The sequence below is a fragment of the Myroides sp. genome (genome assembly GCF_032073645.1).
Taxonomy (GTDB): Bacteria; Bacteroidota; Bacteroidia; order Flavobacteriales; family Flavobacteriaceae; genus Flavobacterium; species Flavobacterium odoratimimum.
Genome location: NZ_DAMANB010000006.1, coordinates 85158 through 111695, shown reverse-complemented (window position 1 = coordinate 111695; position 26538 = coordinate 85158). Strand labels below are relative to the sequence as shown.

24 protein-coding genes are annotated in these 26538 nt (G+C 33.6%); 4 read left to right on the top strand and 20 right to left on the bottom strand.

What is annotated here, in order from left to right; translation table 11 throughout:
- Positions 1-58 precede the first annotated feature (58 nt).
- On the bottom strand, positions 59-646 hold the full coding sequence (locus RT228_RS06555) for a GNAT family N-acetyltransferase (RefSeq protein WP_225581542.1): 588 nt from the start codon (positions 644-646) through the stop codon (positions 59-61).
- A 398-nt stretch (positions 647-1044) separates the two neighbouring features.
- On the opposite strand from RT228_RS06555, the gene RT228_RS06550 reads away from it, so the two are divergent.
- Positions 1045-3450: a TonB-dependent receptor domain-containing protein gene (locus RT228_RS06550; RefSeq protein ID WP_006265204.1), complete on the top strand. Its 2406-nt coding sequence runs from the start codon at positions 1045-1047 to the stop codon at positions 3448-3450.
- Positions 3451-3592: 142 nt separating this feature from the next.
- Here RT228_RS06550 and RT228_RS06545 read toward each other — a convergent pair whose 3' ends face one another.
- From RT228_RS06545 to RT228_RS06530, 4 genes are all read right to left on the bottom strand, one after another.
- The gene (locus tag RT228_RS06545; RefSeq protein WP_006265203.1) at positions 3593-3982 is read right to left on the bottom strand and encodes a (deoxy)nucleoside triphosphate pyrophosphohydrolase; all 390 of its coding nucleotides are present in this window, start codon (positions 3980-3982) and stop codon (positions 3593-3595) included.
- 408 nt (positions 3983-4390) lie between these two features.
- Positions 4391-5302: a hypothetical protein gene (locus RT228_RS06540; protein WP_006265202.1), complete on the bottom strand. Its 912-nt coding sequence runs from the start codon at positions 5300-5302 to the stop codon at positions 4391-4393.
- A 107-nt stretch (positions 5303-5409) separates the two neighbouring features.
- On the bottom strand, positions 5410-5967 hold the full coding sequence (locus RT228_RS06535) for a hypothetical protein (protein WP_006258996.1): 558 nt from the start codon (positions 5965-5967) through the stop codon (positions 5410-5412).
- A gap of 166 nt (positions 5968-6133) precedes the next feature.
- Positions 6134-6397: a (2Fe-2S) ferredoxin domain-containing protein gene (locus tag RT228_RS06530; RefSeq protein WP_006258997.1), complete on the bottom strand. Its 264-nt coding sequence runs from the start codon at positions 6395-6397 to the stop codon at positions 6134-6136.
- A gap of 74 nt (positions 6398-6471) precedes the next feature.
- On the opposite strand from RT228_RS06530, the gene RT228_RS06525 reads away from it, so the two are divergent.
- Positions 6472-7542 (top strand): DUF3810 domain-containing protein, encoded by a 1071-nt coding sequence (locus RT228_RS06525; protein WP_006265201.1) that lies wholly within the window; start codon positions 6472-6474, stop codon positions 7540-7542.
- A gap of 4 nt (positions 7543-7546) precedes the next feature.
- Here the strand turns inward: RT228_RS06525 and RT228_RS06520 are convergent, their stop codons facing one another.
- The 4 genes from RT228_RS06520 to guaA all read right to left on the bottom strand — a co-directional run bounded on the left by RT228_RS06520 (position 7547) and on the right by guaA (position 13038).
- Positions 7547-8836: an NAD(P)/FAD-dependent oxidoreductase gene (locus RT228_RS06520; RefSeq protein WP_006258999.1), complete on the bottom strand. Its 1290-nt coding sequence runs from the start codon at positions 8834-8836 to the stop codon at positions 7547-7549.
- Positions 8837-9159: 323 nt separating this feature from the next.
- A complete protein-coding gene (locus tag RT228_RS06515; protein ID WP_006259000.1) occupies positions 9160-9384 on the bottom strand; it encodes a DUF3820 family protein in 225 nt (74 codons plus the stop codon).
- Positions 9384-11441: a LysM peptidoglycan-binding domain-containing protein gene (locus RT228_RS06510; protein ID WP_006265200.1), complete on the bottom strand. Its 2058-nt coding sequence runs from the start codon at positions 11439-11441 to the stop codon at positions 9384-9386. The genes RT228_RS06515 and RT228_RS06510 overlap by 1 nt, the downstream gene beginning before the upstream one ends.
- A 70-nt stretch (positions 11442-11511) precedes the next feature.
- On the bottom strand, positions 11512-13038 hold the full coding sequence (guaA, locus tag RT228_RS06505; protein WP_006261108.1) for a glutamine-hydrolyzing GMP synthase: 1527 nt from the start codon (positions 13036-13038) through the stop codon (positions 11512-11514).
- A 243-nt stretch (positions 13039-13281) separates the two neighbouring features.
- Between guaA and gltS the strand changes: the two genes are divergently transcribed.
- Positions 13282-14490: a sodium/glutamate symporter gene (gene gltS, locus RT228_RS06500; RefSeq protein ID WP_058699569.1), complete on the top strand. Its 1209-nt coding sequence runs from the start codon at positions 13282-13284 to the stop codon at positions 14488-14490.
- Between the two features lie 162 nt (positions 14491-14652).
- Here the strand turns inward: gltS and RT228_RS06495 are convergent, their stop codons facing one another.
- Together RT228_RS06495 and ettA are read right to left on the bottom strand one after the other, a co-directional pair.
- A complete protein-coding gene (locus RT228_RS06495) occupies positions 14653-15384 on the bottom strand; it encodes an MBL fold metallo-hydrolase (RefSeq protein ID WP_006265198.1) in 732 nt (243 codons plus the stop codon).
- A gap of 394 nt (positions 15385-15778) precedes the next feature.
- A complete protein-coding gene (ettA, locus tag RT228_RS06490) occupies positions 15779-17467 on the bottom strand; it encodes an energy-dependent translational throttle protein EttA (RefSeq protein ID WP_006261105.1) in 1689 nt (562 codons plus the stop codon).
- Positions 17468-17864: 397 nt separating this feature from the next.
- Here ettA and RT228_RS06485 point away from each other — a divergent pair, with 397 nt between their 5' ends.
- The gene (locus RT228_RS06485) at positions 17865-18047 is read left to right on the top strand and encodes a hypothetical protein (RefSeq protein WP_006261104.1); all 183 of its coding nucleotides are present in this window, start codon (positions 17865-17867) and stop codon (positions 18045-18047) included.
- A 142-nt stretch (positions 18048-18189) separates the two neighbouring features.
- Here RT228_RS06485 and RT228_RS06480 read toward each other — a convergent pair whose 3' ends face one another.
- The 9 genes from RT228_RS06480 to holA form a co-directional block, all read right to left on the bottom strand.
- Positions 18190-18984 carry a YoaK family protein gene (locus RT228_RS06480; RefSeq protein WP_006259007.1) on the bottom strand — a complete coding sequence of 265 codons (795 nt, stop codon included), beginning with the start codon at positions 18982-18984 and terminating at the stop codon, positions 18190-18192.
- Positions 18985-19238: 254 nt separating this feature from the next.
- Positions 19239-20096: a DNA damage-inducible protein D gene (gene dinD, locus RT228_RS06475; RefSeq protein ID WP_006265197.1), complete on the bottom strand. Its 858-nt coding sequence runs from the start codon at positions 20094-20096 to the stop codon at positions 19239-19241.
- A 333-nt stretch (positions 20097-20429) separates the two neighbouring features.
- On the bottom strand, positions 20430-20987 hold the full coding sequence (locus tag RT228_RS06470; RefSeq protein ID WP_006265196.1) for a hypothetical protein: 558 nt from the start codon (positions 20985-20987) through the stop codon (positions 20430-20432).
- 218 nt (positions 20988-21205) lie between these two features.
- The gene (locus RT228_RS06465) at positions 21206-21844 is read right to left on the bottom strand and encodes a hypothetical protein (protein WP_006265195.1); all 639 of its coding nucleotides are present in this window, start codon (positions 21842-21844) and stop codon (positions 21206-21208) included.
- 2 nt (positions 21845-21846) lie between these two features.
- Positions 21847-22668: a hypothetical protein gene (locus tag RT228_RS06460; protein ID WP_006265194.1), complete on the bottom strand. Its 822-nt coding sequence runs from the start codon at positions 22666-22668 to the stop codon at positions 21847-21849.
- A 12-nt stretch (positions 22669-22680) separates the two neighbouring features.
- Positions 22681-22920: a hypothetical protein gene (locus tag RT228_RS06455; RefSeq protein ID WP_006265193.1), complete on the bottom strand. Its 240-nt coding sequence runs from the start codon at positions 22918-22920 to the stop codon at positions 22681-22683.
- 1 nt (position 22921) lies between these two features.
- Positions 22922-23764, bottom strand: coding sequence for a hypothetical protein (locus tag RT228_RS06450; RefSeq protein ID WP_006265192.1), 843 nt, complete (start codon positions 23762-23764; stop codon positions 22922-22924).
- Positions 23765-25295: 1531 nt separating this feature from the next.
- Complete coding sequence (locus tag RT228_RS06445) at positions 25296-25484, bottom strand: CAL67264 family membrane protein (RefSeq protein WP_006259008.1); 189 nt, start codon at positions 25482-25484, stop codon at positions 25296-25298.
- A 12-nt stretch (positions 25485-25496) separates the two neighbouring features.
- A complete protein-coding gene (gene holA, locus RT228_RS06440) occupies positions 25497-26501 on the bottom strand; it encodes a DNA polymerase III subunit delta (RefSeq protein WP_006261083.1) in 1005 nt (334 codons plus the stop codon).
- Positions 26502-26538 lie beyond the last annotated feature (37 nt).

The window sequence follows — 26538 nt, the reverse complement described above, 5'->3', positions numbered from 1 at the left end:
TTGTCTTCCTTAGTCTTAAGTTAAGAAATAGCTCTCAATTACAATACCAGAATAGCATTTAACCTATTACTTTCATCATATAATAATACCCTGAAAAGCCAAGTTTATCACTTGTTCGTTCGTCTAATTCGTTGTATTTCACTTCTACAAAACCTATTTGCTCATATAGTTTTTTTGCACGAGGGTTCTCTTTAATTACATCTAAACTTACATATCTTGCATGATGTTCTAAAGCTAACTTTTCTACTTCTTCTAATAGCATTTTTCCGACTCCTAATCCTCTAAAATTCTCATCTACCGCAATAGCATCTACATAGACCACATCCTTATCTCTCTTAGAAGGAAAGTACATAATGAGCTGCATCATCTTATAAAGTCCTCTTATCAGCCCATATACCTTAATCATAATACTCAGAGAAATATTCAAAGTACATTGACCATTGTGTTGATAAGCTGCTACACCTATTAATTCTCCTTCACTAGAACGTGCCACGATAATATGCTTAGCATCTAGAGATGCTAAAATAACTTGATGTATTTCTTCCTCTGTCCCTAGTATTCCTTTTAGTTTTTCATTAAAAGCCTGTTGCAAAACATGAGCCGCAGTACTGCGATATCCCCTGCCCAAATATCTATTTATTCTCATCTTCTCTTATTATTCTTACACAAAAATACAGGAGTATTCAGCTCTTATAGGGTATAGATACATCAATTGACATTTTTTGCTCTTGAATAACCTATTCACTTCTATTTAACCCAGATTATGCAATAGACATATAAACGAAAAGTAATTATACAAAATAGGTCTGAATTAGTGATTAAAGCATACTATAGTATGGTTTTAGAGCTAATGAAAGAACTATGAAGTAGAATTGCTTTGTAGTATTTGGCTAATGCGTAATGTGGGTTTAAGCTTAATTGCACTATAATCATCGTTTCGGTGGCTTTAGTATAGAAATGAGTTAGTTAATGTAAAAGTTCCAATAATCCATAAAACATCCTAATACATTTGCCTCAGAAATAAATGCTAATGCTATTTTAATTATGAAGCAACTATTATTAATTCTATTAGGGGTAATGACTTTACCTTCTTGGGCTCAATCTCAATTACAAGGGGTGATAAAAGACACACAAGCCAATCCTATCGGATGGGCAACTGTAATCTTGCAAGCAACGGACAATCCTAAAGAGGAATACTTTATCACAAGTGAGGAAGATGGAACTTTTGTTTTCACAGATATAAAATCAAAAGGAAGTTTTAAACTAACTGCTAGCTTTATAGGGTATAAAGATACAGTCTCTACTATCACTATAAATGATCATACAACACCGATCAATCTAATCATACAAAGTGACGAAAACATCTTAGATGAGGTAATGATCACCAGCCATAGAAAGGCTCTTAAAGTAACTCCTGGCAAAGCTACATTAAATATAGAGCAGAGTAACTTAGCACAAACACAGTCTGCCTATGATGTACTAAAAACACTCCCTGGGGTTACTATTAGTCAAAATGGAGAGTTAAAAATAAAAGGCAAATCAGGTGTCACGGTATTAATGGACGGGCAGCCTACTCAGCTATCTGCAGAACAATTAAAGACCATACTTAAAGGGACTCCTGGCTCTACTTTAGAGTCTATAGAAATTATGAATATACCACCTGCTAATATAGATGCTTCTGGTACAGGTGGAGTAATTAATATTATCTCTAAGAAAAAGCTAGTTCAGGGCTTTTATGGAACAGTTAATTCAACAGTCGGTATTAGTAATAAAGTAAGCACAGATCACTCCTTAAACTTAGGGTATGGCAATGACAACTGGAACTATAACTTCTTGTATTCATTTAGCTATTCTCCTGATAGATTAAGAGAGAGATATGATAAAAAAGATCTGGCTTCATTAGATCATACATGGTCAAATCAGTATCAGTTCTCGGTTCTTAATAGTAAATCTCACTTAGTCAAACTAGATATAGATAGAACATTCCAGAATGGTCATGTACTAAGCTTAAAAACGTCTATGGATTATAACGATACTCCTAGTACAGTACATACCAACACAGCGTTAGGAAACAATAACGATCTCTATCACAGTGTACAGAAGAATGAAAGCAAGAGTAAATTGACTAGTTTTAAAGCTGATGTAATCTATAAAATGAAAATAGCAGAAAAGGAAAGTTGGACTACTTCCATTGGTACCATGTATGTCAAATCAGATATCAATGATGTAATCTATGGTAATAATGGACAACTATTACTACCACACGCCTTACTGACCAAACAGCAGAATAAATATCCTACAGATAGAAAAGAGTTCAATTTTAAATCTGATTATCAGAAACAACTGTGGGATGAAGAAAATACAACTGCAAAAGTAGAGTTTGGCGTAAAGAGTAATTATTCTATTCTGAAAACAGATGAACGTTTATATACATTCATCTCCAATGGAAACGACATTAATGCTTTGCACAAAAGTCAATTTGAATATAAAACAGGTGTACATGCTTTCTATGGATCAGTAGATATGACATTCGATAAATGGGCTATAACAGCAGGTTTAAGAGGAGAATACACACATATCAATGGAGATACCTTAGCTCATAAAAAGTTAATAAAACAAGATTACTTCTCGCTATTCCCTACTGTACAACTAACGTATACAGCTAGTGATTACTATTCTGTAATGGCTTCTTACTCTAGAAGAATAGAAAGACCTGAGTTCGATAAATTAAACCCTGCTATTCGTTATCTAAATAGTACAACAACATCAATGGGTAATCCTAATCTACAGCCTGAATATTCTAATAATATAGAATTAGATCAGCAGTTCTTAGGTTTCATAGATTTATCTATCGGATATAGTCGCATTACAGACCCTATGCTATACAGCTATTTCAACGAAGGAATAAACAAGTCATATTTCACAAGTATTAATGGCAAAAGTAGAAGTGAATGGTATGCTTCGTTATCTGCTCCTATACCAGGTATCAACTGGTGGGAAAACTACCATGGGGTTTACTTTTTTAATACTCGATTTGACAATAACTTAATCAATGAGAATAAAAATAGTGTTGGGGTATTTACCTATAACAACTTTAAGTTGCCTTATAATATGAATATCGAGCTTACTGCTTGGTACCAAAACGGAGGAATAGAGTCTAACTTTAGATATCGTTCATTAGGAGAAGTAAACTTGGGAGTCAGTAAGAAATTCTTAAATGAGAAATTTACAACTACACTTGCAGTAAGTGATCTGTTCAAAACAGGAGGTATTAGAACAACAATTTTAGAACATCCTGATCAACTGACCAACTTCACTGTAAAGAATGATATGAGAGTATTCAAACTAGGAATAACTTATAATTTCGGTGGAAAGAACAAAAAAGGAGATGTTCCACAAGAGGAAACAACGATAAACAAAGGACATTCTCCTGTCAAAATTATTAAATAGACCATCAAATAATTATGTTTCAATAGGTCAATGAAGTATGTATTATTTTCAACTTCTTCACTATTCTTATATAATGCATATCGTAGTTGACCTCGGAGAGGCTGTCTTATTAGGCAGCCTCTTATCGTTTATACACTTCCTATTATTCTAACTTTAATGCCAAATACTCTTTCACGATAGGAATATCAGCTTCAGCCCAATCGTAGTTTAATAAATCCTGATAATCAACCCATAAGACTTGAGCGTGTTCTTTTAATTCAAACTCTTGTGAAGTTGTACTACAAATAAAAGGAAATAATTCTAGAGAAAATGTATCATAGTGATGACTTACAGGTGTTAGCCTTGATTGTACTACAATATTTAGATTGAGTTCTTCTTTTACCTCCCTTACAATACATACTTCATCTTTCTCCCCTCTTTCAACCTTACCCCCAGGGAACTCCCATTTATAAGGTAATAGCATATTCTGATTTCGCTGAGCTATCAAAACCTTCTGATTAAACTCAATGATGGCACAAGTAACCCTTAACATAATAATAAATTTTAACATTTATAAAAAACACAATCCAATATACGATTTACACAACAATAAGCTTATATCATCTCTTTAAAACAACTATCTAATTAAATACAAGACACTTATATCCTCTAAAATGCAATATTACATCTTTATTATTGTTAGTATCCTGACTTTCACTAGTATACTAAAGGTATACTTTATGTTAATACCACTCCTGTTGGATTGCATATATTATGAGATACACATACATTTGCACTGCTTTTAACGATAAAAAAGCTTTATTTTCTTTGTTCGAAACACAAGTTGGTAATAAAGATCTATCCTAAATTGAATATATATTGCCCCACAATTGAAAATAAATTAAATTGCTATGAGAAAAAAGCCTCAAAAGACAAATGTCTAATGAGGCTTTTTTTTATTTTATCTCTTTAATTCTAGTTCCTTTACCTCTCCTGTCAACATATCTAAGGTATGATAAGTATATAATAGTACTTCATTACCAAAGAGCGCATCTTGTATTCTACCTCTATATTGATATCCTTCTATGGTATTTACCAGTACTCCTGTTTTTACATTCAAGACAAACTCTGCTCCCCAATTATTGGTCTCAGTAGAGGATGCTTCTAACATTAGATATTGATTATCTTCTGACAGTAACATACTTGACGAATTAATACGTACAGGTGATTCTAGTAACGTATTAAAATCAACAGACCAAATCACCTTATATGATAAATCAAGGCAATAAACAATACTACTTTCTGTCAACGCAATTAAATGTTGACTATCATTAGTATACTCTACCTTACCTATCTTTTCTTTTAGGCTAGTTTTTATCTTCTCTGTTTCGCCTGAGACAAAGTCAAATAAATAAAGTGTATCCTTAAAAGTCTCTGAAGGAGCAATGAATTGATTCTTCTCTTTATTAAAACTTCCTTGATAAGTACGGATATTTTTAGGCATTTCTGCTATAATCTCTTTGGTCGCTAAGTCTAAACAAAAAGGTTTTTTATTATGAGCAACGATTAGTACTTTATCAGAGTCTAAACTGAACTCTGCATCATATATAAAATAAGTATTCGTAAAAAACACTTGTTCTTGTGTATCTACACGTAGGATAGCAAAATCTGTTTTAAACGCTCTAGTCGTCTCTGATATTTTATTTATAGCGATATACTTTCCGTCTGGAGAAATGGCATTAATACGCCATTCTTTATAATCTGCAAAGCGAATAACTCGCTCTTCTAGAAAGTCATATAACATTAACCCTTCTTCGTTGCGGTCTTTTTGATATTCAAATAATCCTCTTTTTGCTATTCTATTTATTTTCATCTATGCTTATCTTGTTACTTTGATTCCCTCAAAGCCTTATTGAGCCTGCAAGATAGAAAATCGAGTAAGAAAATCAGCAATTAGTACAGAAGATATTCACAGTGGTATTACCAAGGCATTTTATCTGTTTTTACCTCGTTAGACAGGTCAAAAGAAGCACTGAAATAGCCTGTACTATCTACTCTCTTTAGATTATAAGTATATGTATTATCCTTAATCGTCACCCACCATACATTCCCTGCTATTGTACTCATCATATCTACTGTCTCTTGATCTGATGGGAAAAATTGCATATCAGCAAATCCTGTATTGGTAGCAGTACCTCCATACATCGTGATATCATCTGGTGTTCCGTCCTGGTGTCTATGATCGTGCTTTAGCTTTACTAGTCCATTCTCTAGTGTAAATACCCAAGTACGAGATAAATCTTCACCTACAAAGAATGAGATCTTCACCTCCTCCTCTTTACAAGAGATTACCTTCATCAATAACTCTTTATCTTTAAAATCAGCAGGTACATTAGGAGACACGATTTGACCTGCATATGCTTTTCCACAGTGAGCAGCGAGAGACGCTAAGAATTTCTTAGGATTATCTATGGTCTTCTGTGCAAAAGAAGTAATAGTCATTAAGCAAATCACAAGGGTAAATAAAACACGCTTCATAAATATAAATTAATTAGTTTGCTCCAAACATAGACATTTTAAATTCAATTAACTATCAAGCATATAAAAAAACAAGGCTACTTAGTATACTAAATAGCCTTGTTCTTGTTTGGATCTGACACGCTTTATATTACGGTAATAAAATAAATAGCAATAGTGTCTAGATCTAAGCGATTATATATTCTTGAAAAATCTTCTTTGCTTTCTTTACTCCTACTTCTTTTTTGTACTTGTCATGAGAGGAGATATACACTACAGGAGCGCTCTTACACATTCCTTGACATTTCATCTTACACAAAGAGTAATCGTTAGAAAGCCCACTCTCTTCTAATAAAGCTTTAAAACAACTTTTAGTCTCTTCATTATATCTACAGCATTTTTTTCCATCACAAACGAAGATAGTTCTCTCACCTTTCTTAACTTTACTCATAGTTTTAGAATTTGATACAAATATATTTATTTTTATCTATTCTAAATTAACTAAATAAAATTTAGCACACTTTTATGAAATTAAGATATTGGTTGATATTATTTGTTTGTTCTATTCTTACTTTTAATATTATTACACGTTTTCCTGATGCTATTGAAGCCTTTTATACAAATGGTTTTTATTTCTATTTATGTAATGTTTTCAATACGATTACCAGTCTATTCCCTTTTTCTGTAGGAGATATACTATATACCATTATAGGGTTATTTCTTATCCATAAGTTTTATCAAGTTTTTAAAAAATACAAAGGATGGAAGAAAATCACAATGGCTTGTGCGGCATTAACTTTTAAATGTATTGTTATATTCTATATTCTATTTAATATAGGTTGGGGATTAAACAACTTTAGGCCAACTCTAGAAAGCCAATTAGGAATAGAACGTGGCTATGATCAGGAGAAGTTATTAAATCTAACAACCAAATTAATACAAAGAGCTAATCTATTACAACTAGCTATTACAAATGACAGTACGATAGCTGTAAAGCTAAAACAAGATATCAATACAATATTAGCTGATTCAAAAAAAGGTATTGAACAAATAACCTTCTTGCATCAAATTGATAATACCAACTCATTAGCAATCAAAGAGTCTTTATTTAGCCTTCCTTTAACTTATATGGGGTTCTCTGGATATATCAATCCTTTTACATTAGAAGCGCAGGTAAACAATAAAATACCTACCCTTACCATGATTGTCACAGCATCTCATGAGATGTCTCATCAGTTAGGGTTTGCAAAAGAAAGTGACGCTAACTTTATAGGCTTTATGGCGGCATATAATCAAAAAGATACTGCTTATCAATATGCAGCTATTATCTATGCCCTTAGATACTGTGTGTCCAATATCAATGATAGAGATTCAGTAGAAGTTAAAGCTTTATTTGAAACAATACACCAAGGAGTGAAAGATAACCTAAACGAGAATATTATATTCTGGAGTGAATATAAGAATATCACGGATTCTTTCTTTAAGGTATTTTACAATGGCTTCTTAAAACTTAATAATCAAAAAGAAGGCCTACAATCTTATAATAAGTTTGTAGACCTTCTGATAAATTATGATTTAAAAAATCCTATTCTATAAGACTTTATTCTCTTTCATCCACTTTGTTTTTAAATGGTCGAATGATTAAACGAGCTTGTCTGTCAAACATCATATAGTTATACATCCAGTTCCAGAATACAACTAATTTGTTTCTAAATCCAATTAAAGACATCAAATGAACAAACATCCATACAAACCAAGCAAAGAAACCGCTAAATTGGAACTTAGGTAAGTCCACCACAGCTTTATTACGTCCAATGGTTGCCATAGATCCTTTATCATTATATACAAATGATTTTAAAGGTTGACCATCTCTTAATCTAATCAAGTTATTCGCTAATAATTCTCCTTGCTGTATAGCAGGCTGAGCCATCATAGGGTGTCCCATAGGAGTCTTATCTGTCATCATAGTAGCGACATCACCGATAGCAAAGATATCTGTAAAGCCTTCCACTTGATTGTATTCATTTACTTTTATTCTATTTCCTCTTTGAATAACAGTGGCATCAAAACCATCTACAGTAGCTCCCATTACTCCTGCTGTCCAAATCACCGTTTCTGCTGTGAACTCTTTACCTGATTTTGTATATACTTTCTTACCTTTATAATCTGTTACTATTTCACCTAAGTATACTTTCACACCTAGGTTCTCTAAGAATTCCTGTGCTTTTCTAGATGATTTCTCACTCATTGCATCAAGTACTTTATTAGCACCTTGAATCACGTTGATTTCCATCTTATTAAAGTCTAAGTCCGGGTAATCCTTAGGCAATACATGCTTCTTCATTTCTGCTAAAGCACCTGCAAGTTCAACCCCAGTAGGTCCTGCTCCAACGATCACAAAATTCATTAATGCTTTCTGCTCTTGATCATCTGTAGTCTGTAAAGCCTCTTCAAAGTTCTCTAATACTAAACTACGGATATCTAATGATTCAGGGATAGTCTTCATTGCCATACTATTCTTAGTAATGTTTTCATTACCAAAGAAATTTGTCTTAGATCCTGTAGCAATTACAACATAGTCATAAAAAATCGTACCAATATCAGCAACTACCTTCTTATTTTCAGTATCTATACGTTGAACATTAGCTAATCTAAAGTAAATCTCTTCATAATTTTGTACAACTTTACGAATAGGATATGCAATAGATCCTGACTCCAATCCTCCTGTTGCTACTTGATACAACAGTGGTTGAAACGTATGATAATTATGCTTATCTAAAAGCACAACTTGAAAATTTTTGTTCTTTAGTTTTTTAGCAAGTGCTAAACCCCCAAAACCTCCACCAATAATAACAACACGTGGGCGCTTTGAAGTAGGAATATTCATCATAATCACTCGATTTTTACAATGCAAATTTACAATAATTAATTCGCATTGATAAAAATTTCAGTTTTCTAAATTTCGCTTAATCTATGTTCTAATTTAAGACAAAAGAAGATTTAAAGCCCTATTTTTATTGATTTGATAATTTGAGTTACGCTAATTATAGAACTTTTACTTCTAATGCTAAAAAACTAACAATTACATTATTTTAATAATTTTCATACGTTTTTGACAAATACCTGAACTTTATAATTTTACTTAGTATACGATTATGAAAAAAGGCAAGCTGTTATTCACAACTTGCCTTTTCTCTATGTAATAATCAATGATTATTTAAAATTATTTCTAATATTTCGTATTAAGGGTTCTAATCCATTTAATTTTAACTCATAGATTAGACCTAATTGTTCTCCTAGTTTACCCTTTGGGAAGCCTTTATTATGATACCAAACGATATAATGTTCTGGTAAATCAATCAAATACCTTCCTTCATATTTGCCATAAGGCATTTTAGTATGAGCGAGTTCTACTAAGTACTTTTCATTATCTATCATTAGTTAAGCACCTTTACATTTAAGTCTGTATCATACTGTAGTAAGTATACTCCACTATTTCTAAGTGTTCCTTCTGGATTTCTACTATAACTAAATCTATTCTCTATTTCTTGAGATTTTTTACCAATAGTTGGTATAAACCCTTCTTTCTGGAACATTCTGAAAATCACATCTAATGTCACATCAAATCCTCTTGTAGCAAAACGATTAGGATACACATTATATCTGTTTTTATACTCTTGTCCAAATAAAGATTCAGATCTAGACTCTCTTGAATCTCTCGTTACTGAAGGGAAAGTATATTTTAAATCAACTAAAGTCTCTATTCTAATCTCACTGTAATCAAAGACATCTGACTTGTCAAAAGAGGCAATCTGAATATCATAATCCTTTGTTTTATTCTTTAACTTATCTGTGAATAATAATGCCGATGCTATACTATTAGAATCTAGTACAAAGACATTTTTCTTATCTTTTACTAGCGTTTTATCTATCTCTCCTATTTGACTAGTACTAATCATTTTTATCTCAGGAAAGTACTGATTCATAAACTGCTTTGTCGATTGTTTTTTATCATCAACAATTACGGTAATCTTAGCGCCTGTCTTCTTAAAGTACTCTAGTAACTGATTTTTAAGCACATTACTATAAGGCATAGTCTGTACAAGTCTATTAGACGCAGTAGCTTTCTCATTTGACAATGGAGACACTAGTATTACTTTGTCATTAGGCAAAGCCTTTACAGCAGCATCTACATTACTCTGATAAAATGGCCCAATAATCACATCTGTATTACTAAAGTCTTTAGAGTTAAATAAGCTCTTCACACCACTACTATTCTTGCTTTCACTAGAATCATAGACATTTACGGTTAAAGGTAGATTAAGACTCTCTGCATACTCTACAGCCATCTTAGCTCCTGAGTAGAAGTCTAAAGTCATATTCAAGAACCCATCAGAACTCAATTTCGCATCTATATTATCTCCTAACTTATCGATATTAAAAGGCAACAATAACGCTAACTCCTTATGATCTAATCGACTAATAGAATTACTCAAATCAACATAACCTCCTGTTGTATCAACTGTCAAATAACCTTCATTCTCCTCTTTAGGCATATTTTCTTCTACAGCAATATCTAGACCTTCTTTATAAGGCAATATTAACTCCATACCGCTCTTTAATCCTTGTTGAAGATCTGGGTTAAGCTTAATAATCTCCTTAATAGGCACATCATACTTACGACTTATACTATATAGCGTTTGTTGTGGTTCTACTATTAAGCGAATAAACTTATTCTCTTTAGGAGTCTCTGGAGTTACCTCCACTACCTTAGCCTTTGCCTGAAAACCATAAGCAGGCACTTTTATCGTTTGCCCACTTTTAAGACCATCTTTTAGCTCTGGATTCAGCTCTAGTAATCTCTGTACAGAAGTATTGTACGTTACAGCTAGACTATAAAGCGTTGCCTTAGGTTCTACATCTATATTTCTGTAATAGATATTATTAATATCCTTAATTGTATCTGCTGTAGACGATGGTAATGTAGCTGGTATCTTCTTTGGCTTATCCTGTTCATACTGAGTCACATCCATTGAAGATGATTTCTTAGTATTAGGAGCAACAATAATCTCACTATCTGCTAATAACCCCGTTTCTTTTAAAGAAGGATTCCATGTATGTAGATCATTGATAGATACATTGTATTTTTTACTAATACTATACATTGTCTCCTTAGGTTGCACAGTATGCGTTCCTTTAGAAGTAGAAGTATTTTTTGTCTTCTCATCATTTTTCAATAAAGGATTAGCCCCTTTATTCTTTTCTTTCTCTACAAAGTCCTTCGTAGGAATTAATAAAAAACTATTCTCATTGATTCCATTCTTTGCATCAGGATTATACTTCAGTATTTCACTCACAGGTATATCATAATCTCTAGAGATCTTACTTACAGTATCTCCTTTATTCACTCTATACTGAATAAACGAACCCGACTGAGCTAGAACAGACGATGTAAAAACAAATGCCGTTAAGGCTATAAATATCTTCTTTTTCATTAGCAATACAATTTATAAAAAACGATAAGTCGCTATAACAAAGTTACAGCGACTTATTGAATTATTTAAATTATTCCCACTCAATTGTTGCAGGCGGTTTAGAACTAATATCGTAAACCACTCTGTTTACACCTTTTACGCGGTTAATTATTTTATTTGAAATCTCCATTAAGAACTCATAAGGTAAGTGTACCCAGTCTGCAGTCATACCATCTGTAGAAGCAACTGCTCTTAGTGCTACTACTTTTTCGTAAGTACGCTCATCCCCCATTACACCTACACTATTTACAGGTAGAAGGATTGCTCCTGCTTGCCATACAGAGTTATAAAGACCATGTTCTCTAAGTCCTTCTATAAAGATAGCATCTACTTCTTGTAATAATCTTACTTTCTCTTGAGTGATATCTCCTAAGATTCTAATTGCAAGACCTGGTCCTGGGAAAGGATGTCTTCCTAATAACTCAGGGTCTATACCTAAAGAAGCTCCTACTCTACGTACCTCATCTTTAAACAACATACGCAAAGGCTCTACTACTTTTAATTTCATAAAGTCAGGTAAACCTCCTACGTTATGGTGAGATTTAATAGTAGCTGATGGCCCTTTTACAGAGATAGACTCGATTACGTCAGGATATATAGTACCTTGACCTAAGAAAGTAGCATCTTCGATTAATTTAGATTCATCATCAAATACATCGATAAAAGACTTACCAATAGCTTTACGTTTTTGCTCTGGATCTTCTAGACCTGCTAGAGCTTCCATAAAACGATCAGTAGCATCTACTCCTTTTACGTTTAACCCCATTCCATTGTATTGATTTAATACATTTTGGAACTCGTTTTTACGTAATAATCCATTATTTACAAAGATACAGTGTAAATTCTCTCCAATTGCTTTGTGTAATAACACAGCAGCTACTGTAGAATCTACCCCTCCAGATAAAGCCAAAACAACTTTCTCTGATCCAATTTTATTTCTTAAATCTGTTATTGTCTCTTCAACAAAAGCATTTGGAGTAAAATCTTGACTAACACCAGCGATATCTACTAAGAAGTTTTTCAACAGCTGTGCTCCATCTGTAGAATGGTAAACCTCTGGGTGAAACTGGATAGCATAAGTTTGTTCTCCTTCTACTTTATAAGCAGCGTTTTTCACATCTTTAGTACTAGCTAACAACACCCCATTAGTAGGTAATTGTTTAATAGTATCACTGTGACTCATCCATACTTGACTATTATGAGGAATATCTTTAAAGAAAGCATCCTCTGCTATAAAGTCTAAATTCGCTCTACCATACTCACGTGTATCAGATGGTGCTACTTCTCCTCCGAAGAAATGAGCTAAGTACTGAGCACCGTAGCATACTGCTAATAGAGGCATTTTTCCTTTGATATTCGACAAATCTGGGTGTAACGCTTCTTCTGAGCGAACTGAATAAGGACTACCTGATAAAATAACAGCTTTATATTCTGTCAAATCCTTAGGCATATCATTATAAGGTAAGATTTCGCAGAATATATTTAACTCGCGAACCCTTCTCGCAATCAACTGTGTGTATTGCGATCCAAAATCTAAAATAAGTACATTGTGTTGCATGCGCAAAAATAGTTATATTCTACGTATCTCAAAAAAGTTTTTAGAATTTCTTTCTATTTCTTATTTACCTCTACACCCAAGCCTAGTAACCAGTACAAAACAAACTAGTTAACAATTAAAAACATCATTTAAACAAGAATAAAAAGAAGTTTTTTAGGTTACTCCACCCTAGTTTATTTATATTTGCGAACGAAGGTCTGCCTTTAGACCATTATTTTTTCACCTTTAATAGAACAAACTTATATGGATTTTGGAATTTATGAAACGTTAATGCTTGCCTGCTTTGTGTTATTATTAGGACACTTCGTAGTTCAAAAAGTAAACTTTTTTCAAAAATTTAATATCCCCGAACCTGTTGTAGGTGGTTTTATTGTTGCTATGTTTTCTTGGATTGCCTATTCCGTTACTGGCAAAGAATTTACTATTGACGAAAATATCCAACAAGGAATGATGTTTATCTTCTTTTCCTCTATCGGTCTTAATGCTGATTTTAGATCACTTATTAAAGGAGGAAAAGGATTAATCATATTCCTAGTTATAGCAACAGTATTTATTATCTGTCAGAACTTCTTAGGAGTGACTTTAGCTTACTTATTAGAACTAGACCCTAGATTTGGACTAATCGCAGGATCTATCTCACTAACGGGTGGGCATGGAACAGCAGGTGGGTGGGCAGATACCTTTATGGCTAGTGCAACCCCACTTATAGGAGCTAAAGATATCGGTATGGCATGTGCTACTTTTGGACTAATCTTAGGAGGTACAATCGGTGGACCATTAGCATACAAATTATTGCGCAAAAACAACTTTAAAGAACTATCTCCTGAACAAATACAACAGAACGATGAGACTCATGAAATCTCTGTTCCTTCTGTAGTAACAGATAAGAAAGTAAACTATAAAAGCATTATGCTTACAATTACTTTTCTTTCAATCTGTTTAGTTGTAGGACAATATCTAGCTGAGTGGAATACCCAATACGCTTTTAAACTACCTACATTTGTATGGTGTTTATTCATCGGAGTCGTAATTAGAAATGTATTACCTCACCTTTTTAAAGTAAAAATGCATGACGAATCAATAGAAATTTTAGGAAATGCCGGACTATCTATTTTCTTAGCTTGTGCCTTAATGTCTTTAAAAATATGGACTGTAACAGACTTAGCATTACCTATCCTACTAATTCTATTAATACAAGTTACGATGATGTTATTCTTTGCTTACTTTATTACCTACAGAGCTATGGGCAAAGAGTACGATGCTATCGTATTAAGTGCAGGGCACTGTGGATTTGGATTAGGAGCAACAGCAACAGCTGTAGCAAATATCCAAGCTGTAACAAGCCGTTTTGGCCCATCACCTAAAGCATTCCTTATTATTCCTATGGTAGGAGCATTCTTCATAGACATCCTGAATGCATTAATCTTAAATGTATTTGTTACATTTTTATAGAAAACGAGACACAAAATTACATATAAAAAAAGGCTACTTAAACTAGATTTAAGTAGCCTTTTCTGTTGATATTATTTGGTAATCAAACCTTTCACACGAATTTGTAATCGTGGGCATATGGTAATACGTCCCTAAAGTTGTCGCGGATTTATAAACTGTAAACTAACAATACCTCTTGATTAATCGATCTAATTTTTCCTCTATCCCCTCTTCAACCACACCACCGTGATAGCAAATTACACGATTAGGTTTTAGGTTCTTAATCTTCTCAACAGAAGCTAAAGCAGCCTCCATATCCAGAGTAAACTGAGGATTAGCGATATTAAACTCACCCTCCTCTACCACTATCGCATCTGCCGCAATTAATGTCTTACTCTCTGTATCAAAGAATGAAATATGTCCTTTCGTATGCCCTGGCGTAGCTATAACCTGTAATGTATCTTTAAAGAACTGTCCATCCTCTAAAGTTTGAGTAACCTCAAAACGTTTGATACCCTCAAGCTGTTTAATGAAGTCATTTACCCCTCCTTTCATCTCCTCAGGGATATGAGTAAGACTCTCTTTAACTTGTATAAGACGTTCAGACTCTACTCGACCAGAAACAGAGTCAGACTCTATAGCACTACTGATAACCTCTAAAGAAACATATTCCTCTTTAAATTTATGCAATCCTTCTAAATGATCAATATCATCATGAGAAATAATAATTCCTTTCAAGTCAGCTACCATTAGTCCTAGATGCATTAACTCTTGTTTAAACTCTTGAAAATTATAAGTAAAACCACAATCTATTAAATAAGAGGTTCCGTCTGCAAATCCAACTACTACAGGATTAAAAACAGTTGGCTGTCCCTCTGCAGATTGAGCATTTATATGTAATATCTCTATATTCATTGTTTTTATTTTTTGTTTTTTTGTGAAATCGTCTTTTGTGAAACCGTGAAACTGTTTTTTTTGTAAAATCGTGAAAACATGATGTCTCACCTGTTCCCTAGCGCAGCGCCTCCGTAGTAAGCGAAGTGAAACGGAGCGCACGACTCCCTAGCGTAGCGACCCTACGGTTGGCGCGGATTTGCAATCCGTGACATGTAACCTCGCTGCGCAAAGTCTCCCGACTTTGAGTAACCCTGTTCCCTATTTCCTAGCGCAGCGCCTCCCTAGTAAACGAAGTGAAGCGGAGTGCACGCCTCCCTAGCGCAGCGCCTCCGTAGTAAGCGAAGTGAAACGGAGCGCACGACATCACAAAAAAAGCCTAACTAGAAAACTAATTAGGCCTTTACTATTTTAATTAGCGAACTAATTTTTTATATTTCAAACGAGTTGGAGCTACATCCCCTAAACGTTTCTTACGATTCTCTTCATAGTCTGAGAAAGAACCCTCAAAGAAATAAACTTGAGAATCACCTTCAAAAGCCAAGATATGCGTACAGATACGGTCTAGGAACCAACGGTCATGGGAAATAACCACTGCACATCCAGCAAAGTTCTCAAGACCTTCCTCTAATGCACGTAGTGTATTTACATCCAAGTCATTCGTAGGCTCATCCAGTAGCAATACGTTTCCTTCTTCTCTTAATGTCATTGCTAGGTGAAGACGGTTACGCTCACCTCCAGAAAGCGTTGATACCTTTTTATTTTGTTCAGAACCACCGAAGTTAAATCTACTCAAATAAGCACGAGAATTCACTTGACGACCACCCATCATGATCAACTCTTGACCATCACAGAAGTTTTCCCAAATTGATTTCTCTGGGTCTATATTAGAGTGTGCTTGATCCACATAAGCAATCTTAACCGTATCTCCGATAGCAAATGTACCCGCATCAGGCTGTTGTTCTCCCATGATCATGCGGAAGATAGTAGACTTACCAGCACCATTAGGCCCGATAATACCTACAATACCAGCTTGTGGCAAAGTAAAGTTTAAATCATCATATAACAATTTATCTCCGAAAGCCTTCGCTACACCTTTTGCTTCAATCACATTTGTTCCAAGACGTGGTCCATTAGGGATATAAATCTCTAATTTTTCTTCTAGAACTTTTTGATCCTCGTTTAATAATTTATCGTAGTTCTGTAACCTTGCTTTTTGTTTTGTTTGACGACCTTTAGCACCTTGACGTACCCAATCTAACTCACGCTCTAAGTTCTTACGACGTTTAGAAGCTACCTTCTCCTCTTGAGCTAATCTTGTAGACTTTTGATCTAACCAAGAAGAATAGTTCCCTTTCCATGGAATACCTTCTCCTCTGTCTAGCTCTAAGATCCATCCTGCTACGTTATCTAAGAAATAACGGTCGTGCGTTACAGCAATTACTGTTCCTGAATATTGTTGTAAGTGTTGCTCTAACCAGTGTACAGATTCTGCATCTAAGTGGTTAGTAGGCTCATCTAATAATAATACATCTGGATTTTGTAATAATAGACGACATAAAGCAACTCTACGACGCTCTCCTCCAGAAAGAATATTGATAGGAGTATCAGGCTCTGGCGTACGCAAAGCATCCATAGCGATAGCTAGTTTTGTATCTAGCTCCCATCCTCCTACAGCATCTATTTTATCTTGTAGCTCAGCTTGTCTATCCATCAGTTTCTGCATTTTATCTGCATCTTCATACACTTCTGGCAAACCAAACATATCATTTATCTGATTGAATTCATCTAAGATTGCTACCGTTTCAGCAGCTCCTTCTTTAACGATTTCGATAACAGTCTTTGTTTCATCTAATTGAGGTTCTTGTTCTAAATACCCTACAGTGTATCCTGGTGCAAACACCACATCACCTTGATAGTTTTTATCAACCCCAGCAATAATCTTTAATAAAGAAGATTTACCAGAACCATTTAGACCTAAAATACCAATTTTAGCCCCGTAAAAAAAGCTTAAATAAATATCTTTTAATACAGTCTTATTTGTCGATGAGTAAGTTTTACTCACTTTTGACATCGAAAAAATTACCTTTTTATCGTCTGACATAAAGTAAAATATATTGAATTTATTGATTACTAAGCTATAAGCGTTCTATAGCATATTAGCCAAAAATAGTATTAATTAAGGAGATTAGGAAATGTGTTCTACATTTTTTTGATTTTGTCTTGATAGGCTATTTGATCTTATATCATTATGGTCTCTACCTGAATTTCTATTTACCTCATAAGACCTTTTTAGACTACTGAATCTTATAGAAAAATATTTCTATAAAACCTCTTATCTCTAAAAAATTCATCATTTCACATCGATTAAACCTAAACTGCACACAAAAATACAATGTTTAGAAAATATTAACAATAAAAACAAACATTTAAGCCTATAATTATTTGTTTTCTATACTTTTAAATACTATCTTAGAGACAACTTTAAAAAACTCACATATATGACAGAAAATTTACTTTTTGCAAAAAGTGAAACTTGTGAAAACAATCACGAAAATCACTATTACGACCCATCAATAGATGCTTACGTTTGCTCAACATGCAACGCAATTTCACCAGCAAATTCTATTTATGATTTCGAAGAGAAAGCAGACGATGAATACGAATTGCATATTGGAATCTAAGGTCGACAGAATCTTGTAATTAACTCTAATGTGAGAGATTTAATTACAAGATTTTTTTATTCCCTTACTTTGGAGGGGTGTCCGAAGGACGAGATGCTTTATCTCTACTTTAAAGTGATTGCTATATTTAAAACCACATAGCCTACTTCTTCCTTCTTAAGATATGGTAAACTTTATAGTCCTTAGTCACTACTTTCTTACTCCAGTCCACTATCTGTTTTCCTTCCTCTAATACCCTCATCATTTTAACTACTAAATAGTCATAAACGGTAGTAAATAGAATAACTACTACACCAATGTATAAGGTACGCAAATGAAGGTACTCAAAGCAAAATGCTGCGGTAATCCCTCCTACCCCAAACGAAAAGACAATGGCAAGTTTAAGTCCTATATGAGAAAGCAAAAGATTGCGAAGGTTGACTCTTGTTAGATTAAACAATAACCTCGCTGTCTCTATCCCTAGATCGGTAACTATCCCCGTAATATGCGTAGTTCTCACTACCGCCTTAGAAATAAAAGTAACAAGAGAATTCTGTAATCCCATCGCAAATAACAGTACGTAGGCTATCTTCATCGGATATTGAAACAATATATCTCCTTCGAGATAAGCCACTCCTCCTAATAAGATAGCCTCTAGTATCAAGGGCACTGTAAAATACACCTTATTCCAAATCAACTTCTGCAACTGTAAGATCACGTGAGAAGTAAAAGATCCTAAAAAGAACGAAACCAATAACAACACTGACTTCAAAATAGCTTGTTTATTAAAGGTAAGTACCTCCTGAGCAAAATTAGATAAATACCCAGTCACATTGGTTGTCATCAGCTTTAAAGCCAAAAAACCACTTACATTCACCACGCCTCCTACAAATGATAACAACACTGCTAAACGCAGGTTCTGCATAAAACTTCTCTCCTTACCTCTGTGTGATAACATAAACTTATAAATTACTCCTCCTCAAACTATAATATAACAAATTTAAAGAGAATTACAAATATATGGGTGTGTGGTAAGAGGATTTATTGAGTTGTCTCGGATTTCTGAATCTGTGATTGCAAACAGCTACGCAATAGTCTCCCGACTTTGCGTTTTATAGTTGTTGAGGGTTTCCGAATCCGTAATTGTAAATCGGAATTTAACACCTTAAAGAAGATAGATAATTAAAAGTGCATGATAATAAGTTTCCTACTTTATTCATCATTATCCTTCTTCTTATTTAACATCTTAGTTTGTTGTTTCTCTATTTTCTTCACACTCTCTACAGTAGGCAAATCTTCTGGCATCATACCTCCTAATTCTTCAATTGTCTTTCTCACCTTGGCTCCTACCTCATAATGTGTTTCATTCGCTTTTGCTTTACCTTGAATATCCTCTCTGCGCAGTTTATCCTCAGTCTGTGTTGCACGGAACAAATTAGCCGCTAACTCCGTACTGCCCATATGATCTAATATCTGTTGACTCTTACTTAATCCTTTTTTTTTATGGATAGCTTTAGCATCTAAACCTCCGTATAAACCTTTATATCCGTGGTTTTGAAAAATAGCATAATCTATTGGCTTAATCACTCCTGCATCTTTTGCTGCAGCAGCAAGTTGGGTATTGTGTTTTGCTAACTCATTTCTCAAGAACAAACGTCGTTCATCCTCAGTGGACAAATTAGCATATTCATCCATCTGGCGTATTTCTTGTATACGCGTCTGAACTGCAAAATACGTCTGTCCTTGTGCAACAATTTCTTTGGAAGGATCTGCATTTTGAACCACAAGATAACAAGCGTAACGAGATAACTTATAACTTGGCATTTCTCTTACTGCTCCTGATCCTATAGAAACCATCTCGTTGAAGTCAACGATATGGTCTGCTACAGCGTATCCACTATTCTCACAAGCTTGTTTTGCTTTATTTAATACACGTTCAAAGTTTCTGAAATCAACATATTCAATAACTTTAGCAAACTGCCGTGCACTCCAATATTCATTGCCAGCTTCGTCAATCTGCCTAATTTGCTCAAACAAGCTCTCGTTTATATTTTGCATATCACTCCCCATAATTGTATTTTTATTTTTAGTGGATTAACCTTAATTCTCTGTTATAACACACTAGTTAGACAGCCCTTAAATAAAGAGCATCACTCTCAATTAATCATCTATTAATCTGCAATATAACAACCGTAAGTTACATTTTTTTTAATATAATGCGGATACTTTTTATACAATTATTTAAGCTCGTTATCACAGAATTCTGTTATCGTGGATTTCCGAATCCGTGATCATAAATAGCTACGCACTAGTCTCCTGACTTTGCCTTATTTTATTATTAATTAAGAATTTCAAACATACACACCTATAAAAGTGTATTAATTCATTATCTTAGAAGACAAACTAATACTTCAATTTAATATGTTTATTATACTTTTTATCAAGTTCATAAAGCACTCGATCTGAATCTTCAAAAACAATAGACAACTCATTACACACCTCTTTTAATTTAACTAAATAATCAAGATATACCTTTACTTGATCTTTCTCTCTTCTTAATTCTTCTTGTAGGCTAATTCCATAAATAAAACGAAATACACGCTGATCTAGAATCTGATATACATGTGGATTTTTAAAACGTAAAATAGTGGATGCCATAGCTAACTGAATACCTGTACAAGCTAATAAAGATTCTAAAACCTCTCTTGTCAAATCCACATCTAGTTCCAAACTATTTTTATCAATCTGATTAAGCACCTTCATCCTAGAATCATCAACCTCAGCATATCGATTTACTTTCCAAAGTACAATTTGGTCTATTGTATTTTGATTAAAATCTCCTTCTAACTGATCTAAAATAGGAGTTAATTTACCTTGATAATTATATGCTTTATCAGCTTCTTTAATTATTTCAAAAGAGATTTCTTCGGTTTTATACGTTTTCAAGTTATTATCATTCATATTCTATAGTATATAGGCTAATATTATTAAAAGAAGTGGTGCATAGATTAAACAATAGTCTTTTAATCTAATAATGAATAAGCAAATCAGATCTCTTCTTTTTCTCAAGTTCAATCTTCATAAGATAACCCCTATAGTCAGAATAATTTAATACAAACATTCTTATCTTGACCTACTCAAAAAAGCAGTCAACTGATTACTTTCCTTCATATCTTTTTCTATTTAACTCGCTCTAAAAAGCAGAATGTATATCTCGTTTTATAAGGTTTACGAACCTCTACTACTATCATATCGTGCATCTGCCCATTCTCAACACACTCAAACTGTTCCTCTAAAGATTTAAACTTTGCCTTACTCTTTAAGAATATTTGCTTTTCACGTGCGTTTGCTCCTAATTGATACCTTAACAGATTGGTATCTATTCCCCATGTTTGATCATAAGCCACTTTTGCCTCTACATCTAAGAACTCCTGAACAATAATCATCAACAAATCACATTCTTTTTTTATGAAGTTTTTTTCTACAGAACTATCACGACCATTCTTAATATCTTTAGTAAAGAAGAACTTGAGTTCTATCTTATATGCACCATCTAATTCCCCAGCTTTATTAAAAGACAAGTCCACTCGGCCTATCTTCTTTTTAGCTTTAGTCTCATAGCTTAACTCCCACCTACGGGGATGCTCTGAGAAAGCTCTATAACTAGGAGTATTCTGTTGATTATACATAGATAAGATCACATCTCTTATCAAATGTTCTTGCTTCAGATTAGGAAAGTTATCATTTACTTGTTCTAATCTATCTCTAAACTCATTAGAGGTAAGTATCGATTCTAGTTGTTTAAAATATGTATTCATAGCTAAGATATTTCAAAGTGATTACTATATATTATTTCCATCTTACAATTTGTGTTTTTTTCAATATAATACTCTCCATCAAAGAGAAAAACAAAAGACTTTTCTACTTTTCGATCATCATATTCTTTTTGTTTTAGATCACTTGTTATTCTCTCTATTTCTTGTTGAGTTAACTTAGCTATATCAAAGGAATAGTCTCTTGGGGTATAAAATATAAAATACAAGTCTTGAGTTAACTTCTCTTCTTTGATATCAAACTGCCACTTCATATTTGTAAACTTAGCATAGGAGCAGTTTTTACTATTAATAGCTAAATGTCTCACTGCCTCTAATATTGCATTCTTAACCAACTGTGTCTTATGTTCACTAATATCTTTATTCAATAACAAAGGTGTTATACTATCATTTTCAGCTATCTCCACCACCTCATAATCACCACCAAAGCTTTTTCCCTTATAAGGTAAATCGTAGGCAACATGATGCTGACGACACAGCATAATCAAATTACTATCAAGCTCACCCATTCTGTGTTCATCCTCAAAAACAGACACAAACTTATCTAAGTCTATTTCATATAAATCATCATCTATCTTAAAATTAGAGTCTAATAGAACCTTAATAATACTTTTTCGATCTCTTCCCTTACTAGAGAAATGAGCCGCATCTAACCTTTTCCATACTCCACAGTACTCTCCTCCTAACTGATGATTTTGACAACTCTTTTGTGTCTTTTTAAGTTCCTTTCCTAATCTTGTGATAATCTTATTAGTAGTAGGACCTACATATTTTTCAAACTCTATAAAACTCCCTTTAAATATAGCCATTTTCTTTGCTTTTTACTTCTTTACCTTCTTTCTATAAGCTGCTATTTTCTCCCTTTCTTTCGAGATCTGATAATCTAATGTCTTAATTCTTTCTCTCGCATGATCGTGATAATGCTTTTGTTTCTTATTTTTCACATTAGCTCTTACTGTCCTTTTAATAGACTCAAAATTCTCTATTCTTTTTTTACACTCTTCTATTTCCTTCTTTGGATCTGTACTAAACAAAAAGGATAAAACTGACAATATCCCCATACTATACAAACAATTTTAAAATCAACAATATATAATTCCCATTAGGGATAATCAACAGAATAGGTTCTGCGGTCTCGACCATATCTTTAAACGTAACTGATTTTAGTAGAGAGGATAAGTCATGACTTAACTCTTCATTAACTTCTACGAACCCCATCTCTTTTTTCATTCCTTCTTTAGAACGCTCTAACAAGATTAACAAGCCAATTACAGCAGATAACGCTATAAATTCCTTACTCCCTTTGCGTTGTTTTTCAACTAGTAACTGTAAGCTACTTATAACTAATACTAAGTCCATCGTATTAATCAACGAATAGAACTTTGGGCTTATCTCTATCTCATCATATCTACGCCCTACCTCTTTTGTGAAGTGCACTAATGAGTCAGCTGTAGAAGAAGAGAACTCTATTGTCGCTTGCTTAGCTACACCTAACTTTTCTGTAGTAAAGTCCCACGATTCAGATGCTGTATTAACTACCGTAGAGACTGCAATACTTACCGTATCACGCACTGCGCCCACAGTTACACTTGCAGTATCAGAGAGCTTGTCTAAAAGTCCTTTCTCTTCTAAATTCTCTACTGTACCAGTACTTTTTAATTCGATCAGTTTTCCCTCAGTATTTATTGATCTTTCGGTAATGATAATTTCCATATCAGAAGCTACTACCTCAAAAGCTTCAATGTCTATTATCTCTTCTTTTTTCTCACCAAAAAATATATTTTTAATACCTTCGAAAATTCCTTCTTTATCTACTTTTGCTTCAAATACTTCTTCTTTTTTTTCTTTATTCCCAAAGAAACCACTGACTTTACTAAATACTGATTCATCTTTATCTCTTGACATTCTCTTCTAATTTAATTTTCTAAATTAATCATTCTCTCACAATACTCTTTATGGAATTCCGTAAATAATCCAATTAATTGAGTAAACTACAGTATCTCATAAATATCTACACACCAATGGAATGAAATCCCTCCTATCGTCAGCATGATATGTATTGTGGATTCAGTGGACGGCTTTAAACACAGAACACAGCATATTATACATTGTATGGCAAGTTTAAGCATTAACTCCTTGAATAAGGACTTTCTATCCATTGGGGTCTAGCTGTGTGTTAGACGGAAGTATTCCGTCTCTACTGATGTGACGAACGTGGTATACATGACGCATTGATCTATACATTCTAATATCAACTCTATTGACTCTTCACATAACAATATAAATGAACTCTGTATAATATTGAAGGGTGTATATCTAAACTCATTTCTAATTTATTAGTCTTAATTGGGTTATTTATTAACTGTTGTAGCATCAGCACTTTATCCTTAATTACAAAGGCATCTTTTACAACTCTTATGATATGTTCTTTTGGGAACAACAATTCATCAGAAGCTCCCTCCCTATATCCTTATTTTGATAGCTATATTCACCACCACCCCACCTTCACACTACATACAAGAAGAATACCCAGAGTACAAAAGGAGCATCCTTCGACAAAAGCCTCATTTAGCCCACTAAAGTCCTAGTATTGTCCTACAACTGTCCAAGGATCTCAGAAGAAGCCCCGATTTTACTAGGGTTAAGAGCTATATACTACTGAGTACAACAACACCTCATTTCAAAACAAGCATCTAATTATCAATTAGTTAAGTAAAAACAGGTTTAAAAAAAAGTATACACTTTTTTGCTTTTCAAGCCTTAATTCACTGAAATTGGAAGAAAATGCGGTAAAAAGAAGGGGATTTTAGGGGATAAATAAGATTTTTTGATGATAAATAGATGCTTTTTTGAAAAAAAGAAAGTGTTTTTTTTGATAAGAGTTGATAGATTTTTTAATTGGAGTTAAATGGATATACTGAACGGTGATATATCACGGATTAAAAATCCGCGAGAACGAGAACGTAGTGATTGCCTGATATACGTACCTAAAGCCTGAAAGGCTAAGATTCGTAATTATTAATTTGAAATTCGTAATTCCCTAAGGAGGATGGGATCTTTCGTTGCACTCAAGAAGACATACTGAACATATATATCACGAATTAAAAATCCACGATAACGCGAACGTAGTGATTGCGTGATATACGTACCTAAAGTCCGAAGGACTAAAATTCGTAATTATTAATTTGAAATTCGTAATTCACTAAGGGAGATGGGATCTTTCGTTACACTCAAGAAGACATATTAAATCGTTATATCTCACGGATTAAAACTTTAAATCCGCGATAACACGAACGTAGCGATTGCATGATATGTATACCGATAGGACGTATATACATACCTCATGGCGAAGCCAAACATTCTTAATTTTTAATTCCTAATTCTTAATTGTTTAAAAAAGAAGAGGAGAGCAATGCTCTCCTCTTCTTTTTTAAACTTATACTCTTCCTTTTAAAGCGTTAAAAACCCATGCTATTGCAAAGAAACCGATTCCTACAGCTGTGAATCCCCACCCTGCGATTTCGGAATATTTAAATGCTCCTAGACAGATTAATAAGATACCCATCATAATCATAATCAACGTAGCATATCCTAGAATCTTATTCTTGTTTAAATTGTTCGGCATTATTTATTTATTTTAATTAAATATTTTGATTAACATCTCCTTAAGCAGTTCTCCTTGTGGCATCGCCTGAGCTCCTACTCCCTTACTTTTAAGGTCTACATCCTTTAGATGTGCAATGATACTACTAACTTGCTTCATCTTATAAATTCTAAAACCCGTTTCGTAGTCTTTTATTGCGTATTGACTCACTTTTAATTGTTTCATCACGTTAGATGGTGATTTATCTTTCAACCCGTGGTATAACAAAAGTTTAGAAAAATAAGAATAAACAAGCCCCATTGTCAATACGATTGGGTTATTCTTTGGATTCTGTGCAAAGTAATTTGCAATTTTATACGCTTTGAGCTGATTGCGGTCTACAATAGCTTTAATCAATTCAAAATTATTAAAATCTTTACTTATTCCGATGTTCTTTTCTACTACTTCTGCTGTGATTTGTACTCCTTTTGGTACAATTAAAGCCAATTTATCTATCTCATTTGCTATTTTAGACAAATCTGTTCCTAAGAACTCTACTAACATTGCAGAAGCTTTAGGATCTATACTATACCCTTTTGCAGTAAGTAATTTCTTAAGCCAAGCTTCTATCTGATACTCTTTTAACTTCTTACTTTCAAATATGATACCAGACTTCTCTATCGCCTTGTAAATCTTCTTTCTTTTGTCTAATGTTTTGTACTTATAGCAGAATACTAATACGGTAGAAGGTTGTACTTGTGCAGCATAAGATTCTAATTGGTCTATAGAACGTGCTAACTCTTGAGCTTCTTTAACTATGACAACTTGCTTTTCTGCCATTAAAGGGAATCGCTTTGCATTAGAAACAATGTCTTGAACAGTGACATCTCGCCCATATAATACCATTTGATTAAATCCCTTCTCTTCTTCTGTCAATAGATTATCTTCAATATACTCAGAGATTTTATCAATATAATACGGTTCTTCCCCCATCAAAAAATATATAGGAGCAGCATTCCCTGCCTTTATATTCTTTATTATGTCCTTTACTTGATCCAAAATATTAGTTTTAAATATTGCTCAATACCAGTAGAAA

Bases quoted from the DNA above. Each gene is read 5' to 3' on its own strand.
- RT228_RS06555 (WP_225581542.1), bottom strand. From the start codon at position 646: ATGAGAATAAATAGATATTTGGGCAGGGGATATCGCAGTACTGCGGCT.
- RT228_RS06550 (WP_006265204.1), top strand. From the start codon at position 1,045: ATGAAGCAACTATTATTAATTCTATTAGGGGTAATGACTTTACCTTCT.
- RT228_RS06545 (WP_006265203.1), bottom strand. From the start codon at position 3,982: ATGTTAAGGGTTACTTGTGCCATCATTGAGTTTAATCAGAAGGTTTTG.
- RT228_RS06540 (WP_006265202.1), bottom strand. From the start codon at position 5,302: ATGAAAATAAATAGAATAGCAAAAAGAGGATTATTTGAATATCAAAAA.
- RT228_RS06535 (WP_006258996.1), bottom strand. From the start codon at position 5,967: ATGAAGCGTGTTTTATTTACCCTTGTGATTTGCTTAATGACTATTACT.
- RT228_RS06530 (WP_006258997.1), bottom strand. From the start codon at position 6,397: ATGAGTAAAGTTAAGAAAGGTGAGAGAACTATCTTCGTTTGTGATGGA.
- RT228_RS06525 (WP_006265201.1), top strand. From the start codon at position 6,472: ATGAAATTAAGATATTGGTTGATATTATTTGTTTGTTCTATTCTTACT.
- RT228_RS06520 (WP_006258999.1), bottom strand. From the start codon at position 8,836: ATGATGAATATTCCTACTTCAAAGCGCCCACGTGTTGTTATTATTGGT.
- RT228_RS06515 (WP_006259000.1), bottom strand. From the start codon at position 9,384: ATGATAGATAATGAAAAGTACTTAGTAGAACTCGCTCATACTAAAATG.
- RT228_RS06510 (WP_006265200.1), bottom strand. From the start codon at position 11,441: ATGAAAAAGAAGATATTTATAGCCTTAACGGCATTTGTTTTTACATCG.
- guaA (WP_006261108.1), bottom strand. From the start codon at position 13,038: ATGCAACACAATGTACTTATTTTAGATTTTGGATCGCAATACACACAG.
- gltS (WP_058699569.1), top strand. From the start codon at position 13,282: ATGGATTTTGGAATTTATGAAACGTTAATGCTTGCCTGCTTTGTGTTA.
- RT228_RS06495 (WP_006265198.1), bottom strand. From the start codon at position 15,384: ATGAATATAGAGATATTACATATAAATGCTCAATCTGCAGAGGGACAG.
- ettA (WP_006261105.1), bottom strand. From the start codon at position 17,467: ATGTCAGACGATAAAAAGGTAATTTTTTCGATGTCAAAAGTGAGTAAA.
- RT228_RS06485 (WP_006261104.1), top strand. From the start codon at position 17,865: ATGACAGAAAATTTACTTTTTGCAAAAAGTGAAACTTGTGAAAACAAT.
- RT228_RS06480 (WP_006259007.1), bottom strand. From the start codon at position 18,984: ATGTTATCACACAGAGGTAAGGAGAGAAGTTTTATGCAGAACCTGCGT.
- dinD (WP_006265197.1), bottom strand. From the start codon at position 20,096: ATGGGGAGTGATATGCAAAATATAAACGAGAGCTTGTTTGAGCAAATT.
- RT228_RS06470 (WP_006265196.1), bottom strand. From the start codon at position 20,987: ATGAATGATAATAACTTGAAAACGTATAAAACCGAAGAAATCTCTTTT.
- RT228_RS06465 (WP_006265195.1), bottom strand. From the start codon at position 21,844: ATGAATACATATTTTAAACAACTAGAATCGATACTTACCTCTAATGAG.
- RT228_RS06460 (WP_006265194.1), bottom strand. From the start codon at position 22,668: ATGGCTATATTTAAAGGGAGTTTTATAGAGTTTGAAAAATATGTAGGT.
- RT228_RS06455 (WP_006265193.1), bottom strand. From the start codon at position 22,920: ATGGGGATATTGTCAGTTTTATCCTTTTTGTTTAGTACAGATCCAAAG.
- RT228_RS06450 (WP_006265192.1), bottom strand. From the start codon at position 23,764: ATGTCAAGAGATAAAGATGAATCAGTATTTAGTAAAGTCAGTGGTTTC.
- RT228_RS06445 (WP_006259008.1), bottom strand. From the start codon at position 25,484: ATGCCGAACAATTTAAACAAGAATAAGATTCTAGGATATGCTACGTTG.